Origin of the sequence: Gilliamella sp. B3172 (assembly GCF_026536465.1) — a bacterium.
Taxonomy (GTDB): domain Bacteria; phylum Pseudomonadota; class Gammaproteobacteria; order Enterobacterales; family Orbaceae; genus Gilliamella.
In genome coordinates this window covers 88244-105834 of sequence record NZ_JAFNOA010000005.1, presented here as the reverse complement: position 1 = coordinate 105834, position 17591 = coordinate 88244, and the positions used below count along the sequence as shown (strand labels likewise).

The window sequence follows — 17591 nt, the reverse complement described above, 5'->3', positions numbered from 1 at the left end:
AAGGAGGTTAAAATGGGACTAGCTATAGGTGGTATAATAGCCAACTGGTTTGGTGTATTAATTGTTTACTTGAATTCACTAAATGAATTAGGTTATCAAATATTATTACCGTACACAATAATATCTGCATTAATAAGTACTCTAGGTATTTTATTTGCAGGAAATAATAAAAAATTAGCAGGTATTTTAATTATTATTGGCAGTATACTCTTTGTCCCTTTAGGTTTAGTAGGGATTTTTGGTGGAAGAAAAATAATTAACAAAGCTAATGAAAAATCATTAGAAGAAAGACGTGATTTTTAGAAAAATAGGATATTAATTTTAAGGTTATGAATGGACTCCAAAACATAAAATGTTTTCATGCTCGACGACATGTCATACCGTTTATTCTATTAAGTATAATTATTTTGTTCGTTTCTTTGTCTTTACCAAATAACCTAAATATAAGTTCAGGTCAGAAAAACAAATCTAACGAGGTGTAAGCCGTTATAATAGTGATGTTCTAAACAAATATCAGGACATCACTCACAAGAAATTAGTCAAATTATTAGCTATGAATATGGCTCTGTAGCCGTACATTGGAATGATATGATTATCAAATAATAAGGAGGTTAAAATGGAACTGGCTATAGGTGGCGTAATAGCCAACTGGTTTGGTGTATTAATTATTTACTCGAATTCACTATACAACTCAAGTTATCGAATAATATTACCGTATGTAATAATATCTGCGTTAATTAGTACATTAGGTATTTTATTTGCAAGATATCATCAAAAAATAGCGAGTATTTTTATTATTATTGGCAGTATACCCTTTATCCCTTTAGGTTTAATAGGGGTTTTTGGTGGAAGAAAAATAATTAACAAAGTTGATGAAAAAATATGAGAAGAAAAACGTAATTTATAGAAAATTGGATATTAATTTTAAGGACATGAATGGACTCTCAAAATAGAAAATGTTTTCATGCCAGACGACACGTCATACTGTTAATTATATTAAGTATTGTTACTTTGTTTGTTGCTTTGTCTTTACCTGATGAGCTAAAGATAAGTTTAGGATTGCCCATAATCCTAGTTATTCGTGCTTTTTGGCAATACAAATTGGTTTATATTTCAATTGGGGAAGATTTTATTACTTATCGACCTGCTGCTCCAATAAGAAGTAGTATAAGTATACTTTTTAAGGAAATCACATCAGTTAGTTATAAAAATAATAAAGTGATAATCAATTACATAAATAAAATTAGTAACAAGCAATACACTGTAAAGATACCTTTATCAGTTATGGAACTCGCGGAAAAAGAGAAGCTTTTAAGCACTTTACATATCATCTTGAAAGATAAAGAAAAATAAACTATAAAATTATAATTTTATGCAAAAAAGGGATCTTTGCCATACCTTTTTTATTAATTTAAAAGTTTATTTTATAAATTTATAATATATTGCCAATGCTGTAATTGAAATTAATTATTATTGAATGATATAGATCATGAATTTAAATACTTAACTAATGGTTGCAGCTTATCAATAAAACATAATTAAAAAGTTACCTAATGAGTATTGAGAACTATTGTGTAAATTGGCGATAGATGATCAAATTTGAGTACTTTATTAACATATATCACAGCCTTTATAACAGATAAATTTTTTTACTTGCTATATTGGCTTTTTTTTTACATCAAATACCTTCTTCTCTCAGCTTGCTTTTAAGCTTCATAATTGACAATCACCTTTAAAATACATTATTGTTGGAATAAATTGATTCCTATTAGCAAAATTTGTTTAAAGTGACAGCGCTTACCTTTTTAAATCTATTAATTATTATATACGTTTTATAAATAAAGATTAGAGTGGGATAACCTGTATAATATCATTAGATAAATTATTTGTTAGAGAATCTGTATTCTGTCAAACACAGTTGAGAGTAAAATCTATTAAGGTTAAGTAATGATAAACCAAATTGGAAAGTTAGCAAAACAAGCCTCATATCAATTAGCACAGTGCCCAACTAAAATCAAAAATCAGGCTTTAATTAGTATTGCTGATTTATTGGAGCAAAGCTTTCAAAGTATTTTAGAGGCTAATCAAAAAGATATTGCTATAGCAAAAAATCAAGGATTAAGTGAGGCAATACTTGATCGTTTATTATTAACTCCAGAGCGACTATCCTCTATTGCCAATGATGTTCGCAAAGTTGTCGCCTTAACCGATCCTATTGGGCAAATTATTGATGGCTCAACGTTAGAAAGCGGTTTAAAGTTACAACGCCACAGAGTGCCGCTAGGGGTGATTGGTGTAATTTATGAAGCTCGCCCTAATGTTACTATAGATATTGCGGCTCTCTGTTTAAAAACAGGTAATGCAGCGATACTTCGTGGTGGAAAAGAAACGGTTAATACTAATGCGGCTATCATATCGATTATTCAACAAGCATTAAATCAAGCAGGCTTACCTGAATCTGCCATTCAATCAATCGATAATCCTGATCGTAAATATATCACTGAGTTACTCAAACTAGATAAATATGTCGATATGATTATTCCAAGAGGTGGAGCAGCATTACATCAATTATGTCGAGAGCAATCCACAATTCCGGTGATCACCGGTGGGATTGGTGTCTGCCATATTTTTGTTGATGAAAGTGCCGATATAGAAAAAGCACTACCGATAATTGTCAATGCTAAAACTCAGCGCCCAAGTACTTGTAATACCGTTGAAACACTGTTAGTTCATCAAAACATTGCGCCGGAATTTTTAGTTAAATTAAGTCAAACAATGGCTGATAATCAGGTAAATTTACATGCTGATAAAAAAGCTTATGAACAATTAAAATCGGGTGAAGCGACAGTCGAACTGGTCAGTGACGAACAATTACGCCAAGAATGGCTCTCAAAAGATCTCAATGTGGTGTTGGTAAACTCAATTGACTGTGCAATAAAACATATCAGAGAATATGGTAGTGGCCATTCAGAATCTATTTTGACCCGTAACTTAGCCAAAGTTGAGCAATTTGTTAACCAAGTTGATGCCGCAGCCGTCTATGTCAATGCCTCTACACGTTTTACTGACGGTGGACAATTTGGGTTAGGAGCCGAAGTTGCGGTTAGTACTCAAAAATTGCATGCCAGAGGTCCAATGGGACTTGAAGCATTAACAACCTATAAATGGATAGGTTTTGGTGATGATTTAATACGAGAATGAATCTAGCACACTGTTCGGCAAAGCCGAACAGCTATTTGGCTTGATCTAGTCAAAATTACGCATCAACAATGCATAATTTAAATCGATATCTTCAGGAATTGGGATGTAAACAATATGACCGTCACCTAATCCGGCAGGCACCGGTTGACCTTTTTTGTTCTCCATTCGTTCAATAACAAAGGTTATATTGCCTTTTGGCGTCATCATTTCAACACTATCACCCACTGAAAACTTATTTTTAACAATAATTTCAGCTAACCCATTTAAACGCTCACCGCTAAACTCACCAACAAACTGTTGTCGTTCTGAAACCGAATGGCTATGCACATAATTTTGCATATCTTCATGCTTATGACGACGCAAAAAGCCTTCGGTATATCCTCGATGAGCCAATGAATCAAGTTCAGCTAACAAATGCGGATCAAAAGGTTTGCCTTCGCTTGCCGCATCAATTGCTTGTCGATAAACTTGTGCTGTTCTGGCACAATAATAGTAAGATTTAGTCCTACCTTCAATTTTCAAAGAATGAACACCGATTTTTGTTAAATCTTCCACTAATTCAACAGCTCTTAAATCTTTAGAATTCATGATATAAGTACCATGCTCATCTTCAAAAGCTTGCATATATTCACCCGGTCGACCAGATTCTTCGAGCATAAATACTTTATCAGTTGTTGGACCAATGCCTAAAGTGGGTTCAACTTGTTGTACCGGTATAGGTTCACATTTATGGACAATCTGCCCTACTTCATCTTCTTTACCTTCAGCAACTTTATACTCCCAGCGACAAGCGTTAGTACATGTACCTTGGTTTGAATCACGTTTGTTAATATAACCCGATAATAAACAACGGCCAGAATAAGCCATGCAAAGCGCACCATGAATAAACACTTCTAATTCCATTTCCGGAACTTTTTCTCGTATCTCAGCAATCTCATCAAGCGATAACTCACGGGATAACACCACTCGGGTTAAACCCATTTTGTGCCAAAATTTAACTGTCGCCCAATTTACTGCATTGGATTGTACCGATAAATGAATTTCCATTTCAGGAAAATGTTCCCGAACTAGCATAATTAAACCAGGATCTGACATAATAAAAGCGTCCGGTTTCATATTGACAATCGGTTCTAAATCACGGATAAACGTTTTAAGCTTTGAGTTATGCGGCGCAATGTTTACTACAACATAAAACTTTTTACCTTGAGCATGCGCCTCATTAATCCCGATAGCGAGATTTTCATGATTAAATTCGTTATTGCGAACACGTAGACTATAACGTGGTTGCCCTGCATAAACAGCATCAGCGCCATATGCAAAAGCATAACGCATATTTTTAAGAGAACCAGCAGGAGAAAGTAACTCTGGTTTTGTATACAAGTTTGTCATTAAAAAATGCCTCTGATTTCAAGTCAGTATTACTTATTCGTAATAGGTTAAGCAAAATAAGTTGGGCATTTTACGCTTTAGCATTGTGCTTGGCAAATATATTTAAAAATGCCAAAAACATCACAAATGTTGGATGTAAAGAAAATGATTTTTACATTAAAGTATGACAATACTCACATCAATTCACAATATTCAGTTGTATCAAAAATTTTTTATGTATTTTAACTAAACGCATAAAGTTAATAACAAATCCAAGCATCAACTATTTTATACACAAAATTTATTGTAATTATATTGTTGAGGAGAAAACAAATGTCAGAACTGATTAACTGGTATGGTGCGCTGATTGGATTATTCCTGGCTATATTGTTAATTTTAAGGGGCATAAATCCAGTCTACTCATTATTCTTTGGCGCTATCATTGGAGCATTTATTGGCGGGGCGAATTTAATTCAAACTGTTGCAATTTTAACTAACGGAACACAAAGCATCATGGGCACAGTGATACGGGTACTAGCTGCCGGCATCCTTGCTGGCGTGATGATGGAATCCGGTGCCGCTGAAACAATAGCACAAGCTGTTGTAAAAAAATTAGGTGAAAAAAAAGCTCTGCTAGCTTTAGCCTTAGCCACTGGCATTATTACAGCTTCAGGGGTGTTTATACCGGTTGCCGTTTTAATTGTTGCACCAATTGCGCTATCTGTTGGCAATAAAATGAAGATATCTCGTTTAGCGCTGTTATTAGCCTTATCCGGTGGCGGAAAAGCAGGAAACATTATTTCACCCAATCCCAATACCATTGCTGTTGCTAATGGATTTAATTTAAGCTTAAGCGATGTCATGATTGCAGGCTTTTTACCGGCACTATTTGGACTATTAGCAACAGTACTGATCGCTTCTTTGATTAAAAATAAAAGTGACACAATTACAAATCAAGAAGTCATGGCATTAAAAAATCAAGAGCAAGATAAATTAGATACCCCATCATTAGCGAAAGCGATTGTGGCACCGGCCACGGCAATTTTATTATTAATGCTTAACCCTATCGGTAATATTTTACATATTCAATTCCTTGCCAATTTAAAAATAGACGCATTATTTATATTGCCACTCGCTGGAATGATTGGCATGCTAGCAATGGGACAACAGAGCAAAATTATTTTATTTACCAAATCTGGAATTGAAAAAATGACACCAACCGTACTAATTTTAATTGGTGCAGGTGCAATCGCTGGATTAATCGCATCATCAAATTTAGCCAGTCAAGTTATAGCAATGATCGAATCAATGGGTATTTCAGGTTACTATTTATCCCCCATTTCGGGAATTTTAATGGCAGCCGCAACAGCTTCGACATCAACAGGCGTCATTATTGCAACCGGCGCTTTTGGCACAACCATTATGGATATGGGCGTTCCAACAATTAGTGCTGCCGTGATGATGCACACAGGCGCTACAGTTATTGACTCCTTACCACAGGGCAACTATTTCCATGTCACAGCCAATAGCATGAACATGTCAATAAAACAACGGATGAAGCTGATTCCCTATGAGGCGCTTGTTGGTGGAACAATGACATTAGTTGCAACAATTTTCTACGCATTTATTTATTAATATCAGGAATAATATTATGAAACACAAAACATTTGTACTTGCACCCGATTCTTTTAAAGAGTGTTTGACCGCTAAAGCGGTTTGCCAGGCAATGGAGTCCGGATTAAAAAAAGTGTTCCCTGATGCAAAATTTATCCATGTTCCCATGGCTGATGGTGGTGAAGGAACCACTCAATCTTTAGTTGATGCCACAAATGGAACATTACACGCTTGCCAAGTCACCAGTCCCCTAGGTGATAAAATCACAGCTCATTATGGAATTTTAGGAGATAAAACTACCGCCGTCATTGAAATGGCAAGCGCTAGTGGGATTCATCTTGTACCAAAAACAAAACGCAATCCACTCATTACTACAACCTTCGGCACCGGAGAATTAATCATTGAATGCCTAAAACATGGTATTAAAAAAATTATACTGGGTATCGGTGGAAGTGCGACTAATGACGGTGGAGCAGGAATGGCTCAAGCATTGGGTATAAAATTTTATGATAATGAAGGTAAAGAACTGCCTAAAGGTGGTGGTGCATTGGGTAAATTAGCCAAAATAGACATAATGGAAGTTAACCCACTTTTACGCAATATCGAAATCATTGTTGCCAGCGATGTAAGCAACCCATTATGTGGCGAAAAAGGCGCATCTTGCGTATTTGGTCCACAAAAAGGGGCGACGGCTGAAATGGTTAAACAATTAGATCAGAATTTACAACATTATGCTTCAATCATTAAATCACAGCTAGGTAAAGATGTAGCAACCATTCCCGGTGCAGGTGCTGCCGGCGGGCTTGGTGCAGGTTTAATGGCATTTACAAACAGTAAAATGCAAAAAGGAATCGACATTGTTATCCATTACAGTGAACTACGCCAAAAATTAAAAGGTGCTGATTTTTGTTTTACAGGAGAAGGCGGCATTGATTATCAAACTAAATTTGGTAAAACACCTTATGGTGTTGCGCAAGTTGCTAAAGCGCAAAATGTGCCGGTAATTGCACTAGCGGGGACTATCGGGAAAAATATTGAAGAGCTCTATCCAAATGGAATTGATGCAATTTTCGGTATTATTCCTTCCGCATCACCAATTGAAGAACTCTTATTAAACGGCTTTAAAAATATTGAGCAAACAAGTGAAAATATTGCTCGTTTAATCAAAATTAGCCAAACATAAAACTAAAGCGATTAGTCTTCATGGGTAATAATACGCAACATCGTACTATTACCCATTAGATAAGGACAAACGAAAGATTTTTTATTTTTAAAATAATTAATAAAACTAAAAACATTATTTAATTGATGACAAATGATAGATTAAGCAAAAAAAGCAATAATCAATTAAAACACGTTTGATTATTAAACGCTATAACGAATCATCCTTATAAATTAATGGTAGATATTCATTCCAACGGTATTCTCGAATTGGCATAGGTTTAGCATTTTCGAAATACAACACTAAAGCTGGTTTAATACCATTCCAATTATCAACAAATTCATAGCGCACCAAAAAGCCTTCATTGATTAATTTTTTTGCTTTTGCATGATAGTTAAAATAGCTCATATTCGGGTTATATAATTAGTTTAAGTTAGCATTAGAATAATAGATTAATATTTGTACCACGCCTGAATTTGTTGATCAATGACATCTAGGAAATTAATTCTAACGATATATTCTAAATTAATTCTCTGTATTAATTGTGTTAAAAATTAATACTGTCTTTCTGCTCCCCAATAGCATTTGGGGTTTTTGGTGTTGGTGTTAATACATATGCAACAACAGCGGCGACTACAGCAACAATTATGCTAACAACGACCGACGCTTGCTGACGATTAACAATGACAACTTTATCAAAAATACTCGCATTTCTTGATAAATCATATTCTAGAGGATTTATTTTCTCATTATTGACATATATGTCTGTTACAGTGTTGTCAAAACCGTTTGGAAATTTATTACGAATATTTTGAGAAGTGAAAGAGAGGTGTCGAGTTGATATATTTCTTTTTCGGTCAGTCCGTTAGGGTCTTTATGATATATCAGCATATTGGTAGTACTCCACTTTTGTATAGGCTTTTTCTATTGCTTCCAGCTTGTTATATTGAACTTGTCCGCCTTGAATTTCATTTCCTTTAGCGTGCAACATATGGTTATCTATCACAACACCCACATGAGACGGAAGATCACCAACATAAACAAGAAACACTGCATTGTTACTCTTTTCACATGGTTTCCAGTTTCTAAGTGATTCTGGGATGGCTTAATTTTGAATTGTCGTTTTCTATGATTGATAACCTGTAATTGTTTTTAGTTGGATTCTTAAAACATGTCGATAATAAAGAACCACCAGCCCCCCAACAATCCATTTCATTAAAAGTACATGCTCTATCTACCCATTTTGTACCAATCACCTTGTTAATAAATTCATTAACTGCCGTGTTTTTATGCATAAGCCAGTCCTCTGTATTCTTCAAGCGTATAAATTGGTTTGCTCTCTGTATGCGTAGGTTTTGCCAGCACCATTGAATTATCATCCGTTGCTGTAATTTCACCGGCGGTGCGGTTAAATCTTATGCCCTCTTCCGATATATAAAGTGAGTAGCGTTGTGTTGGCTTATTCATTGATAGCTCGTTATATTGTTCATAAATCATAGATATAGGCTCTTGCCAGCCAAAGGGGGATATCGAATTCACAATTTTTTTGATTTCATCACCAATATGAATGCGTGAAAAATGTAAATTTAATTTTGGAGTTAACTCAGAACCCTGATCTGGCAAATTGATTTTTGCTGCGACAAGTATAAATTCATTACCGGCAAACGTTAAAGGCTTAAATTGATTCAAGATCAATCTCAATGGTGCTTTAAACTCCGGGTGATGAAAAGTTATAGTGTCGTATTCTTCAGCAGGGTTCTTCTGTGTGAAAAATTCACGTTGTTCTTGTGATATAGTCATGTCTAACCTATATTTTTCATATTGACATTAATAATCTGATCAAACTGACTACGTGCTTTATTTGAGTAATAAGCTTGATGATTGATAATATCGAGAGGTATATAATCTGGTGGTGCGTAATTATTAATTAATATCTTTGCACTGTAGCTCCATTGAAGATGATTATTTCTTGTTGTGTTCAATAGTGAATCGGGTAAAAAACGACAATTTAATGTTTGTGACGAATCCCATTCCGTCGCCAATTTTATATCAAATGGTAAAAACCCTTTTTTTAAAACGTTATTAAACCAATGTAAAAAAATTTGTGCTTCATAATCCAATAAAACAAAACTAATATCTCTTAAAATCGGCTGTTCTTGCGCTATACGTTTAAAATAGAGTTTACCGCTTCGTGTTTCTATTGTTGAAAACTGAGCCTTTTGTTGTCTTGAATAAGTGCTTAGCTGCACTGTTTTTTGCTCTAATGGATAATCATTCATTATCACTCCTGTTTTTTAGATAATAAAAAACCCGCCGAAGCGGGTTGATATAAATTGTAATTAACTAATTATTTCTAATAACTTTTCTAACCCACCTACTCGGCGGTAAACTTTTTTTGGGCAGTCAATTATTCTATTCTATTGCAAGTTGCTACTGCATTTATCTTGTAATTTTTTTTATTATCTTGGTTCAATTCATTATCTTTATGGGTTGCTATATGTTCTTCTGTTTTAGTAAATTTATTTTGTGATTCTTTTTTGATTGTGTGTGTAAAGCTGTGATTAACATCTTCTTGTTCATGTGATTTAAGTTTCCCTGAATATTCATCAATTACATCACTTTCTATCCAGTTATTATTTTCCTCATCAAATATATATAATTTCTCATTTTCAATTTTATATTCTTCAGTAAGTGAAACATTAAGGCCGTCTTTTACATAGTCGACAAATTTTTCATTCTGAAATTTTATCCTATAACTTGTAAGATCACACTTCCATTTACCAACAAGATACTCTTTAGTAACCTTATCATCTCCACAGCCAGTTAAAACAAACCCGATTAATCCAAGCAATGAAATTTTTTTCATATCATCTCCTTAAATTTTAGGTAATGGTATGAAATTTATTATTTAATATCAATTATAATTTAGATTGGACATTTGTTGTGCTCGATATGGCTTGCCAAACTACGCCTGTATGCTCTTTAATATCATTAACGATCTCTCGTTTTGCTTGTGTTACTGCGGTTCTGATAATTTAATTTTCATAATCAATTGATGGCTTACTAACTTCAACACCACTTACATGATTTTCTACAATAAAATTCCATTGTATGTTTTGACCTTGATTGGAAATGATTTGTCGATTGCTTAATACTCGTCCGTTTTCGCCTGGTATTAAATACTGTTTGCCACCTTCACCAACTCGGTACATTGAATTTACATCTACTGGACCGCCGTTTTTACGCGCTCCAGCAATGGACATTGCACAGACATTATACCTAATGCTGTACCGTATACTGTTGCGCCTGTCGTTGCTGCCGAGCCATATGATGCAATTGACGCAAGCATGACTGCAGATTTGTACGCTGCTACTAATGCAATTGCCTCTGCTGTTTGTGTAGCTGTAGTTGCTGCTGATATTGTTTTAGCTACAATAGCGTTTTTAACGTATTGCATACCCATTTGAACAAGTGACCCGATAGCTTCGTTTAAAACCACGTTAGCAAATTTTTGCATTGCCTGTGTAGCGTTCATCGTGCCAGACATAAGACCAGATATCGTACTTGTTACACTGCTTGCCTGTCCTTCGAGTGAAAAAGCAAGAAACTCGTTAGCGTCACTTTGATTGCGCCATATTTCCCATTGGGCGTCAATACGATTTTGCTCGAACTGATGATTAGCTGCTTCACGTAATGCAATAGCATTTTCTTCAGTCAACAACTTCTGATTTTCAAACTCTTGAACAAGCGCCATTTTTAAGCGGTTTGTTTTTATTATTTACAGTTAATTGTCAATTAATAATTTATTTAATTCTCTTGTGATTAATTTTTTATATAATGGGATCATAACTGGAGAATCATTTACCGCTCGCAGAACATCTCTGATACAATTTATTGACAAATCACCTCTATAAAACTGATCAAAGTTGTTATCAAATTCACAATTAAAAAAAGATATGTCATATGCATTATGCGCATCTATACAATTTAAATATGAATCCCAATTTAAAAATGGATGACTTTTCTTATCTAATTCTACTTGGCATTTATTTAACTCTTCTTTCGAACGTATGAAATCAGGGATATTTGAATTTATCAATAAAACTAAAAGAGGTTCACAGCAACAGATAACATGATATTTGTTTTTAGGTGGCGTGGTAAAATGGCAATGAGTAAAAATCACAGCTCCTGCTTTAAATTGTTTTTTCCTAAACTCTTTGGGGAAATTGCTACCTAATAAAACCATTCTTATCCAGCCAAATACTCTCGTAATGTATCAGAATGAGTAGAATGATTAATTATCTCATCAATTGAAATCTCATTATTTTGATCGGCAGTATAATATAAATCATCATGACTAAAGCTTTCTAATTCATTAAAGCTCATCCCTTTGATTTTTTCTATTGCCTCATTTAAGCACTCAATATCACTCTCACTGAGGTAGTCCATATTAGCTGCTCTTTTTGGGACTAGCTTATGCAAGCTCTTTTTATTTGAAAAATAAGTCAGATGTTTCTTAACTTCAGGATAATTACGGTTATCACCTCTAGCACTCTTAATCATGTCATATATATTAGATAAAACTGGACCGTTTTTCATGGCAATAACACGATCATCAATAACAAAGCGACCATACTTTTCGAGATGATATCTGTTCGCAAAATAAATAATTTTACCTGTATGATACATATACTCAACCTTAGAAGACACATACAACAATACTTCTAACGCTTTAGAATAATTAAATCTATCAGTAATCATATAATTTCACCTCAGAATATGATTAATAACTCAAGTTATTAACCTAACAAAATTATATTCAACTTAAAGAATCAATACAACAATTTGTTTACCTTTTAGTAAACAAAGCGCAATAAACTAAATTAGCTTAATCTATTTTTCAGACTGCATAGTAACGAATTTATTATTATCCTGAATTTTTTCTATCAGTTTGTTGCGCTCACATTCCCAATTACTCGGCGGATACTTTTTATTCCATGCGGTCATCAGTTTGTGTTCTGAAACAAAGAAATTGATATTGTATTTTATCTGACATGTAGAAATATGTGCGAGCTATAACACCACAAATTTCGTCATGAGGCTGAAATTTTCGGGTTTGAAAATCTACGGCGCTTTTGCATTGTCCGCACTGCGTGAACTCACTAGTAAACTGTGAATATCTGAAATTAGAACGGACGCCATTCACTTTACCGATTGACGGTTGTAAGTTGTGCAAGTCGCCTTCCATTTCATTGAAGGTCACATCTTTTTTACAGTCGTTTTGCCAGCATCGTAGATGCCAGCCAGAATTTTCTGGCCGGCATTATGTGCTTCCCCTCGATACGAGATGCTCTATTGAAATTCTTCCTTGGCTCATATTCGCATTTAGTGAAATCGACGATACCTTTCTTGCCTGTCCATGAAAGCTCACAGCCGCAAAAAAAGTTGGTTGTTCTGGGTTTGATTTATATAACTGAATTAGTTTTGTTTTTGCTCTATTGAAATTTTGCGCAGAGTGAGAAAATAGAGGGATAAATAGCTGAGCAACAAGAAACTTTTTCATAAATCCATTTAAAGCAACAAAAAATAAAGCCCGCGTTAGCGAGCTTCACATACTAAAATACCATTCTGAAAACTTTATACCACTTCATTCAGCAGAAATCAAGTGTTTTTTATTCTTTTGATAATTTTTTATTATTGTTATCAAAAAGTGGGGGATTTTAGGTGTTAATATTTAATACGGCGTCTCCTAACTGATTGTATTCTTTTGGTAGAACCTAATTTTTATCAAAAGGTTTCAAGTTTTTAGCTAAAAGTTCAGCTTGAACAGATTCAATTAATCGAGAATAGAGTAAATTATTATTTTTTGCGCTTTCATATGTTCCTTTGTTTTGCATCATAGCCAATATCTCTTGACGATCTTCTTTAAGAAGATTTATCATTTCAATTACATCTTCAGGAATACTTCTTGTTCCCTGTTCCCACCTTTGCCAAGTACGAATATGGCAGTCTCCAATAAATTGAGCAGCCTCCGCCACATCTAAGAAAAAAAAACGCCGAAGCGCCTTTAACTCGGTATTAGTCATAAACTCTCTCCATTTCATTACTTAGAGAATCGGCATCCATCCCTTTGTAATCTTCGACTAAATAATTTTGTTTAATGTAGTCATCTTTCCAGAGATTGATTCGAACCAGTCCTAATCTAGGTATACACCATAGGTCGTAAATGCGACCGTGTCAACTATTATTTTCTCATTTTCCGCTATAAAATAATTCTATCTTTAACTATTTCTAGCTCAGTCCCAGAATTTATTTTTAGTGACGCAAAATAGCCTCTTAAAAAGTCTTCACCGCTTTTTATGCACTGATTTGCAAAATCCCAAGTTATTTCTAACTTTTTTGCAATCGCTGTTAGAGATAAAGGTTTTACAATATAAATATTATCAACTCTAATCCCTCTTGATACTCTTTTTATTGGCGCTCCGTGAGCACATTGTGCAAACCGCGCCATTTCCTTGCGCATGCTTCTATCAGTTACAACATAGTCTGTGATAATTTGTTTTTCACCGAAATAAAATAAAATTAAAACTTCATAAAAATCTTTTGAATAAGATATGTTTAATCATAATATTTCAAGTTTTGTCCATAACAGATACCTTAATTATTGTTATGAGCATAAGTATTACATTATGTAATTTATTATTTCAGTGATAATTACATTTTGTTGGTTGTTAATTTAATACATTCCGTAATAATTAAAGCTGGAGGAGCTTATGAATACTTGTAAAAATATAATTAAAAAAAGAATGCAAGATATTGGCGAAACACAAGAAAGCCTTGCCGAAAAATTGAGTGTATCTCAAGGAAGTATTGCGCATTGGCTATCCGGAACCTGAGGAAGAAAGCCGGACACTGATATTATCGCCTCAATGCTTAATGCAGTTGGAATCAGGGAATTAATCATAAATGCTGATGGCTCAGCATCAGAAAATAATATGCAAAACAAACTCAATAAAAATAATTTTCAAATTGAGGGTTTAGATATTAAAGCTAGCGTAGGAGCGGCCTACCTAAATTCGGATATAAAGGAAGTGATTAAATTAATATAATATGATTCAGAGCAAGCAAAAGACCTATTTAATGGAGTGAATACTGAAAATTTAAAAGTTATAAATATATCGGGCGATTCAATGCAAGGCACGTTTTAAGTGGCGACTCGATCTATATAGATGTTCCAAAAAAAGAATTTAACGAAGATGGAATATATGTATCTACATTTTGTAAAATTTTGTATGTTAAGCGATTACAAATAATAAAAAATACAAAGAATGGGATATAAGCGAAGATGAATTGACCAACTTTATATAAATGGTAAAGTAATGCTAAGTCAATCAATATTATTGAGAAAACACGGCTAACCACTTCGATTGTTTTTGTTTAACAAAACTATAATCATGATTAGATATATATTAAATAATAATTTAAGGAGAAAACAGTGAGTTATATTTATGAAACAGTTCAAATCCCACCAAATATTAATGTAGGAAAAAAGGATAAAGGCAATGAAGCTGGAGCTTATTTGCGTGAAATAATAAATAACAAAGCCAACGATAATTGGGAATTTGTAAGCGTTGAGAGCGTTGGAGTAAGAACATCTCCAGGGTGTCTTGCTGCTCTTTTAGGAAAGAAAGAAGAATATTCTATTTATTATGTGATTATCTTTAGACGTGAAGTGGCTTAGTTTTAAATTAATATATCTATATAGAGCGATAGCCCCCAATCGCATTCGCTCAGCATGTAGATTCGAACCGTCTTGCTCAGAATATGCCTTATTAGCAATTGAAAAATATGGCGTATTAAAAGGGTGGAAAATGACATTAGGTAGATTAATGAGATGTAAACCACCAAATGGCGGCAAAGATTATCCGTAACAACCGCTTCGGCGGTTTTTTTAAATAAAAAGAGCAGAAGGAATAGTTTAAAGGAAAAAAGAAATATAATCCATGAACGTGAAATTGTTTTGGGTGAAACAATAATACCATGTTATGTTTTAACGAATGGAACTAGGGTTTTGTCTGGTAACGCGATGCAAAATGTATTGAAGTTGCAAGAAGAGCATGAAACGAAATCAGGGACAAGGTTGGCCAGATATTTGAATCAAAAAACGCTCGAAACCTTTATTTATAAGGACAAAAGCCTTGACCACTACAACCCAATTGAGTGTTATAAAGGGAATCAAAAAATTAATGGTTATGAGGCAACAATACTCGCTGATATTTGTGAGGCATTTCTCGAGGCTAGAAATAATATCAATTTATCCACGAGACAGAAAATCATTGCTGATCAATGTGAAATATTGATTAGAGGTTTTGCTAGAGTTGGGATTGTAGCCTTAATAGACGAGGCTACCGGCTATCAATATGAAAGTGAAAGATTTGAATTACAAAAAATTCTAACTGCTTATGTCTCAGAAGAAATATTGAAATGGCAACTGACATTTAGGGATGATTTCTATAAAGAAATTTTTAGATTGTGGGATTTACCATTTATACCTAAATATATTAAAAATAAACCTTCATTTATCGGCAAATTGACCATTAAATACATATATGACCAAATGCCTAGAGGTGTAATTGAAAAAGTAAAAGAGAATATTGGAAAAACAAAAAATGGGAACTGGAAATATAGATGACATCAATCTTTAACTTCTGATGTTGGACGGGAGCACTTGAGAAAACAAATCGTTGAAGTTACACCGACGCTAAACTCACCCTAAAAAGAAGATTTTTTCTAACTTCATATTCTAAGTATATTCCAAGTGTTTTAATTTTCTGGTCGGTTACTTTTTTAATTTGTTGATTTATTTGATATTTTAATGGAGGCGCGTCCCGGAGTCGAACCGAGGTAGACGGATTTGCAATCCGCAGCATGGCCACTCTGCCAACGCGCCGTTAAGGTCTATCTGAATAGGTGGCAAATATTAGCATCGCCTTGTTTAGACGTCAAGTTTAAATAGCTTATAATTACAGCAGTCATCGTTTTTCGCAATAAATTTTACAATATAGGCTTTTTTGTCAAGAAGTTTCAGATTTTATATACGTTTTAGTATAAAAACACACATCGCATGGCATGCATATCATTTAAATTCATCTAAATAAATAATTTGCCCTGATTGTTTTAAGTGTTATTTTACTCCAACACAACTGTTAACTTAAGCATTGCCATATTGAGCAAAAGGGACTTAATTTAAATTTAGATATTACAGACAACTTTTTTATCTTATAATTTTTTACAATTTACTCGCTAATTTTGTATACTCCACATAGCCATATTTAAATTTGAGGTAAGCCATGATTGATTTAAAACTTAGAGAGGTGAAAAAAGATCTTTCAGAAAAAGAGCTTGCCGTCGCTCAATATATTCAAGCGAATACACAAGCGCTTAAAAATATGAGCATACAGTCATTAGCCAAATTAAATCATGTCAGCACCACAACAATTCTACGCCTTTGCAATAAATTGGGTTATAACGGGTTTAGTGATTTTAAAGTTGATCTGATCTCTTCAATTCCTCGAAAAATCAATGCTGAAATACTTCAAGACGACATCAATCTTAATGACTCCTTACAAGACGTTAATAGCAAAGTACAAGCTATGGAAAAATCCTCAATTGATGAAACCTACTCTATGGTGAATATCGAATCGCTAAATAAAGCAATCGATCTTATTATTAAAAGTAATAAGATTATTATTTATGGCACCAGTAGCAGTGGATTGGTTGGAAAAGAACTGGAATATCAATTAATTAAAATTAAAAAAGATGTTAGCTGTCATTTCGATTCGCATATTCAAAAAAGTATCGCGAATACATTAGACAAAAATGATCTGGTTATCATTATTTCACATTCGGGCGAAACACCGGAATGTATCGATTTATTGAAATTGGCCAGAAAAAATAGTGTTCCTTCGATTGCAATTACCAAAATGGGACAAAGTCAGGTCTCTTTATTAGCGGAAGTGATTTTACATACTACATCAACGGAACATGCTTCCCGTTTAATTCCGATTCGTTCAAAAATTTCTCAACTTTCAGTCATCAATATGCTGGTTACCAATCTATTTATCCGAAAATATGATGAACGCTTGTTGTTACAAACCCAAAATCGTGAAGAGCGTAAATATCCTCATCGCTAAATTTAAACGTGATAAGTGCCCTTCTGTCTTTGCTATAGAAATCACATTAACTC

General features: G+C 33.9%; 26 protein-coding genes, 1 tRNA gene and 1 pseudogene. 12 read left to right on the top strand and 16 right to left on the bottom strand.

Annotation, left to right across the window (positions count from 1 at the left end):
* Window positions 1–12 precede the first annotated feature (12 nt).
* From J3U37_RS07455 to proA, 5 genes and pseudogenes are all read left to right on the top strand, one after another.
* On the top strand, window positions 13–303 hold the full coding sequence (locus J3U37_RS07455) for a hypothetical protein (protein WP_267374084.1): 291 nt from the start codon (window positions 13–15) through the stop codon (window positions 301–303).
* A 172-nt stretch (window positions 304–475) separates the two neighbouring features.
* Window positions 476–603: pseudogene (locus J3U37_RS12165) on the top strand (glutamate 5-kinase); the annotation flags it as partial.
* Between the two features lie 13 nt (window positions 604–616).
* A complete protein-coding gene (locus tag J3U37_RS07450; protein ID WP_220217413.1) occupies window positions 617–886 on the top strand; it encodes a hypothetical protein in 270 nt (89 codons plus the stop codon).
* Between the two features lie 50 nt (window positions 887–936).
* Entirely contained in the window at window positions 937–1353 is a 417-nt protein-coding gene (locus J3U37_RS07445; protein WP_267374082.1) for a hypothetical protein, read from the top strand.
* Window positions 1354–1947: 594 nt separating this feature from the next.
* Window positions 1948–3201, top strand: a complete 1254-nt coding sequence (gene proA / locus J3U37_RS07440) for a glutamate-5-semialdehyde dehydrogenase (RefSeq protein ID WP_267374080.1) — start codon at window positions 1948–1950, stop codon at window positions 3199–3201.
* Between the two features lie 45 nt (window positions 3202–3246).
* Here proA and yegQ read toward each other — a convergent pair whose 3' ends face one another.
* Window positions 3247–4590: a tRNA 5-hydroxyuridine modification protein YegQ gene (gene yegQ / locus J3U37_RS07435; protein ID WP_220217416.1), complete on the bottom strand. Its 1344-nt coding sequence runs from the start codon at window positions 4588–4590 to the stop codon at window positions 3247–3249.
* Between the two features lie 312 nt (window positions 4591–4902).
* On the opposite strand from yegQ, the gene J3U37_RS07430 reads away from it, so the two are divergent.
* Together J3U37_RS07430 and J3U37_RS07425 are read left to right on the top strand one after the other, a co-directional pair.
* A complete protein-coding gene (locus tag J3U37_RS07430; RefSeq protein ID WP_267374078.1) occupies window positions 4903–6204 on the top strand; it encodes a GntP family permease in 1302 nt (433 codons plus the stop codon).
* 16 nt (window positions 6205–6220) lie between these two features.
* Complete coding sequence (locus J3U37_RS07425; RefSeq protein ID WP_267374076.1) at window positions 6221–7366, top strand: glycerate kinase; 1146 nt, start codon at window positions 6221–6223, stop codon at window positions 7364–7366.
* Window positions 7367–7555: 189 nt separating this feature from the next.
* On the opposite strand, the gene J3U37_RS07420 is transcribed toward J3U37_RS07425, so the two are convergent.
* From J3U37_RS07420 to J3U37_RS07365, 14 genes are all read right to left on the bottom strand, one after another.
* Window positions 7556–7753, bottom strand: coding sequence for a hypothetical protein (locus J3U37_RS07420; protein ID WP_220217419.1), 198 nt, complete (start codon window positions 7751–7753; stop codon window positions 7556–7558).
* Between the two features lie 466 nt (window positions 7754–8219).
* Entirely contained in the window at window positions 8220–8396 is a 177-nt protein-coding gene (locus tag J3U37_RS07415; protein ID WP_267374074.1) for a hypothetical protein, read from the bottom strand.
* Window positions 8397–8430: 34 nt separating this feature from the next.
* Window positions 8431–8640, bottom strand: coding sequence for a hypothetical protein (locus J3U37_RS07410; protein ID WP_267328855.1), 210 nt, complete (start codon window positions 8638–8640; stop codon window positions 8431–8433).
* Window positions 8633–9145 carry a hypothetical protein gene (locus J3U37_RS07405; RefSeq protein WP_267374072.1) on the bottom strand — a complete coding sequence of 171 codons (513 nt, stop codon included), beginning with the start codon at window positions 9143–9145 and terminating at the stop codon, window positions 8633–8635. Before J3U37_RS07405 ends, J3U37_RS07410 begins: the two co-directional genes overlap by 8 nt.
* 2 nt (window positions 9146–9147) lie before the next feature.
* Window positions 9148–9624, bottom strand: a complete 477-nt coding sequence (locus tag J3U37_RS07400; RefSeq protein ID WP_267328849.1) for a hypothetical protein — start codon at window positions 9622–9624, stop codon at window positions 9148–9150.
* Between the two features lie 128 nt (window positions 9625–9752).
* A complete protein-coding gene (locus tag J3U37_RS07395; RefSeq protein WP_267329197.1) occupies window positions 9753–10211 on the bottom strand; it encodes a hypothetical protein in 459 nt (152 codons plus the stop codon).
* A 169-nt stretch (window positions 10212–10380) separates the two neighbouring features.
* Window positions 10381–10557, bottom strand: a complete 177-nt coding sequence (locus J3U37_RS07390) for a hypothetical protein (RefSeq protein ID WP_267329198.1) — start codon at window positions 10555–10557, stop codon at window positions 10381–10383.
* A gap of 11 nt (window positions 10558–10568) precedes the next feature.
* Window positions 10569–11099 carry a hypothetical protein gene (locus J3U37_RS07385; RefSeq protein WP_267374070.1) on the bottom strand — a complete coding sequence of 177 codons (531 nt, stop codon included), beginning with the start codon at window positions 11097–11099 and terminating at the stop codon, window positions 10569–10571.
* A 30-nt stretch (window positions 11100–11129) separates the two neighbouring features.
* A complete protein-coding gene (locus tag J3U37_RS07380) occupies window positions 11130–11591 on the bottom strand; it encodes a hypothetical protein (protein WP_267336090.1) in 462 nt (153 codons plus the stop codon).
* A 2-nt stretch (window positions 11592–11593) separates the two neighbouring features.
* Window positions 11594–12106, bottom strand: a complete 513-nt coding sequence (locus tag J3U37_RS07375) for a Panacea domain-containing protein (RefSeq protein WP_267336091.1) — start codon at window positions 12104–12106, stop codon at window positions 11594–11596.
* Window positions 12107–12238: 132 nt separating this feature from the next.
* Window positions 12239–12382 (bottom strand): endonuclease, encoded by a 144-nt coding sequence (locus tag J3U37_RS12160; protein ID WP_416379996.1) that lies wholly within the window; start codon window positions 12380–12382, stop codon window positions 12239–12241.
* On the bottom strand, window positions 12336–12593 hold the full coding sequence (locus J3U37_RS12155; RefSeq protein ID WP_416379995.1) for an endonuclease: 258 nt from the start codon (window positions 12591–12593) through the stop codon (window positions 12336–12338). The genes J3U37_RS12160 and J3U37_RS12155 overlap by 47 nt, the downstream gene beginning before the upstream one ends.
* A 529-nt stretch (window positions 12594–13122) precedes the next feature.
* Window positions 13123–13431, bottom strand: a complete 309-nt coding sequence (locus J3U37_RS07370) for a DUF1870 family protein (RefSeq protein ID WP_267374068.1) — start codon at window positions 13429–13431, stop codon at window positions 13123–13125.
* A 176-nt stretch (window positions 13432–13607) separates the two neighbouring features.
* Complete coding sequence (locus J3U37_RS07365; protein WP_267336093.1) at window positions 13608–13868, bottom strand: hypothetical protein; 261 nt, start codon at window positions 13866–13868, stop codon at window positions 13608–13610.
* Between the two features lie 250 nt (window positions 13869–14118).
* On the opposite strand from J3U37_RS07365, the gene J3U37_RS07360 reads away from it, so the two are divergent.
* The 4 genes from J3U37_RS07360 (at window position 14119) to J3U37_RS07350 (ending at window position 16037) form a co-directional block, all read left to right on the top strand.
* On the top strand, window positions 14119–14241 hold the full coding sequence (locus J3U37_RS07360) for a helix-turn-helix domain-containing protein (protein ID WP_267374066.1): 123 nt from the start codon (window positions 14119–14121) through the stop codon (window positions 14239–14241).
* 599 nt (window positions 14242–14840) lie between these two features.
* Window positions 14841–15086 (top strand): DUF4177 domain-containing protein, encoded by a 246-nt coding sequence (locus tag J3U37_RS07355; protein WP_220217427.1) that lies wholly within the window; start codon window positions 14841–14843, stop codon window positions 15084–15086.
* Window positions 15073–15276 carry a membrane protein insertion efficiency factor YidD gene (gene yidD / locus J3U37_RS12080; RefSeq protein ID WP_220217428.1) on the top strand — a complete coding sequence of 68 codons (204 nt, stop codon included), beginning with the start codon at window positions 15073–15075 and terminating at the stop codon, window positions 15274–15276. Before J3U37_RS07355 ends, yidD begins: the two co-directional genes overlap by 14 nt.
* Before the next feature lie 155 nt (window positions 15277–15431).
* The gene (locus J3U37_RS07350) at window positions 15432–16037 is read left to right on the top strand and encodes a P63C domain-containing protein (protein ID WP_267374063.1); all 606 of its coding nucleotides are present in this window, start codon (window positions 15432–15434) and stop codon (window positions 16035–16037) included.
* 184 nt (window positions 16038–16221) lie between these two features.
* On the opposite strand, the gene J3U37_RS07345 is transcribed toward J3U37_RS07350, so the two are convergent.
* Window positions 16222–16295: transfer RNA gene (locus tag J3U37_RS07345), tRNA-Cys, on the bottom strand.
* Between the two features lie 400 nt (window positions 16296–16695).
* Here J3U37_RS07345 and J3U37_RS07340 point away from each other — a divergent pair.
* Entirely contained in the window at window positions 16696–17538 is an 843-nt protein-coding gene (locus J3U37_RS07340; RefSeq protein WP_220217433.1) for a MurR/RpiR family transcriptional regulator, read from the top strand.
* The last annotated feature ends 53 nt before the right edge of the window (window positions 17539–17591 follow it).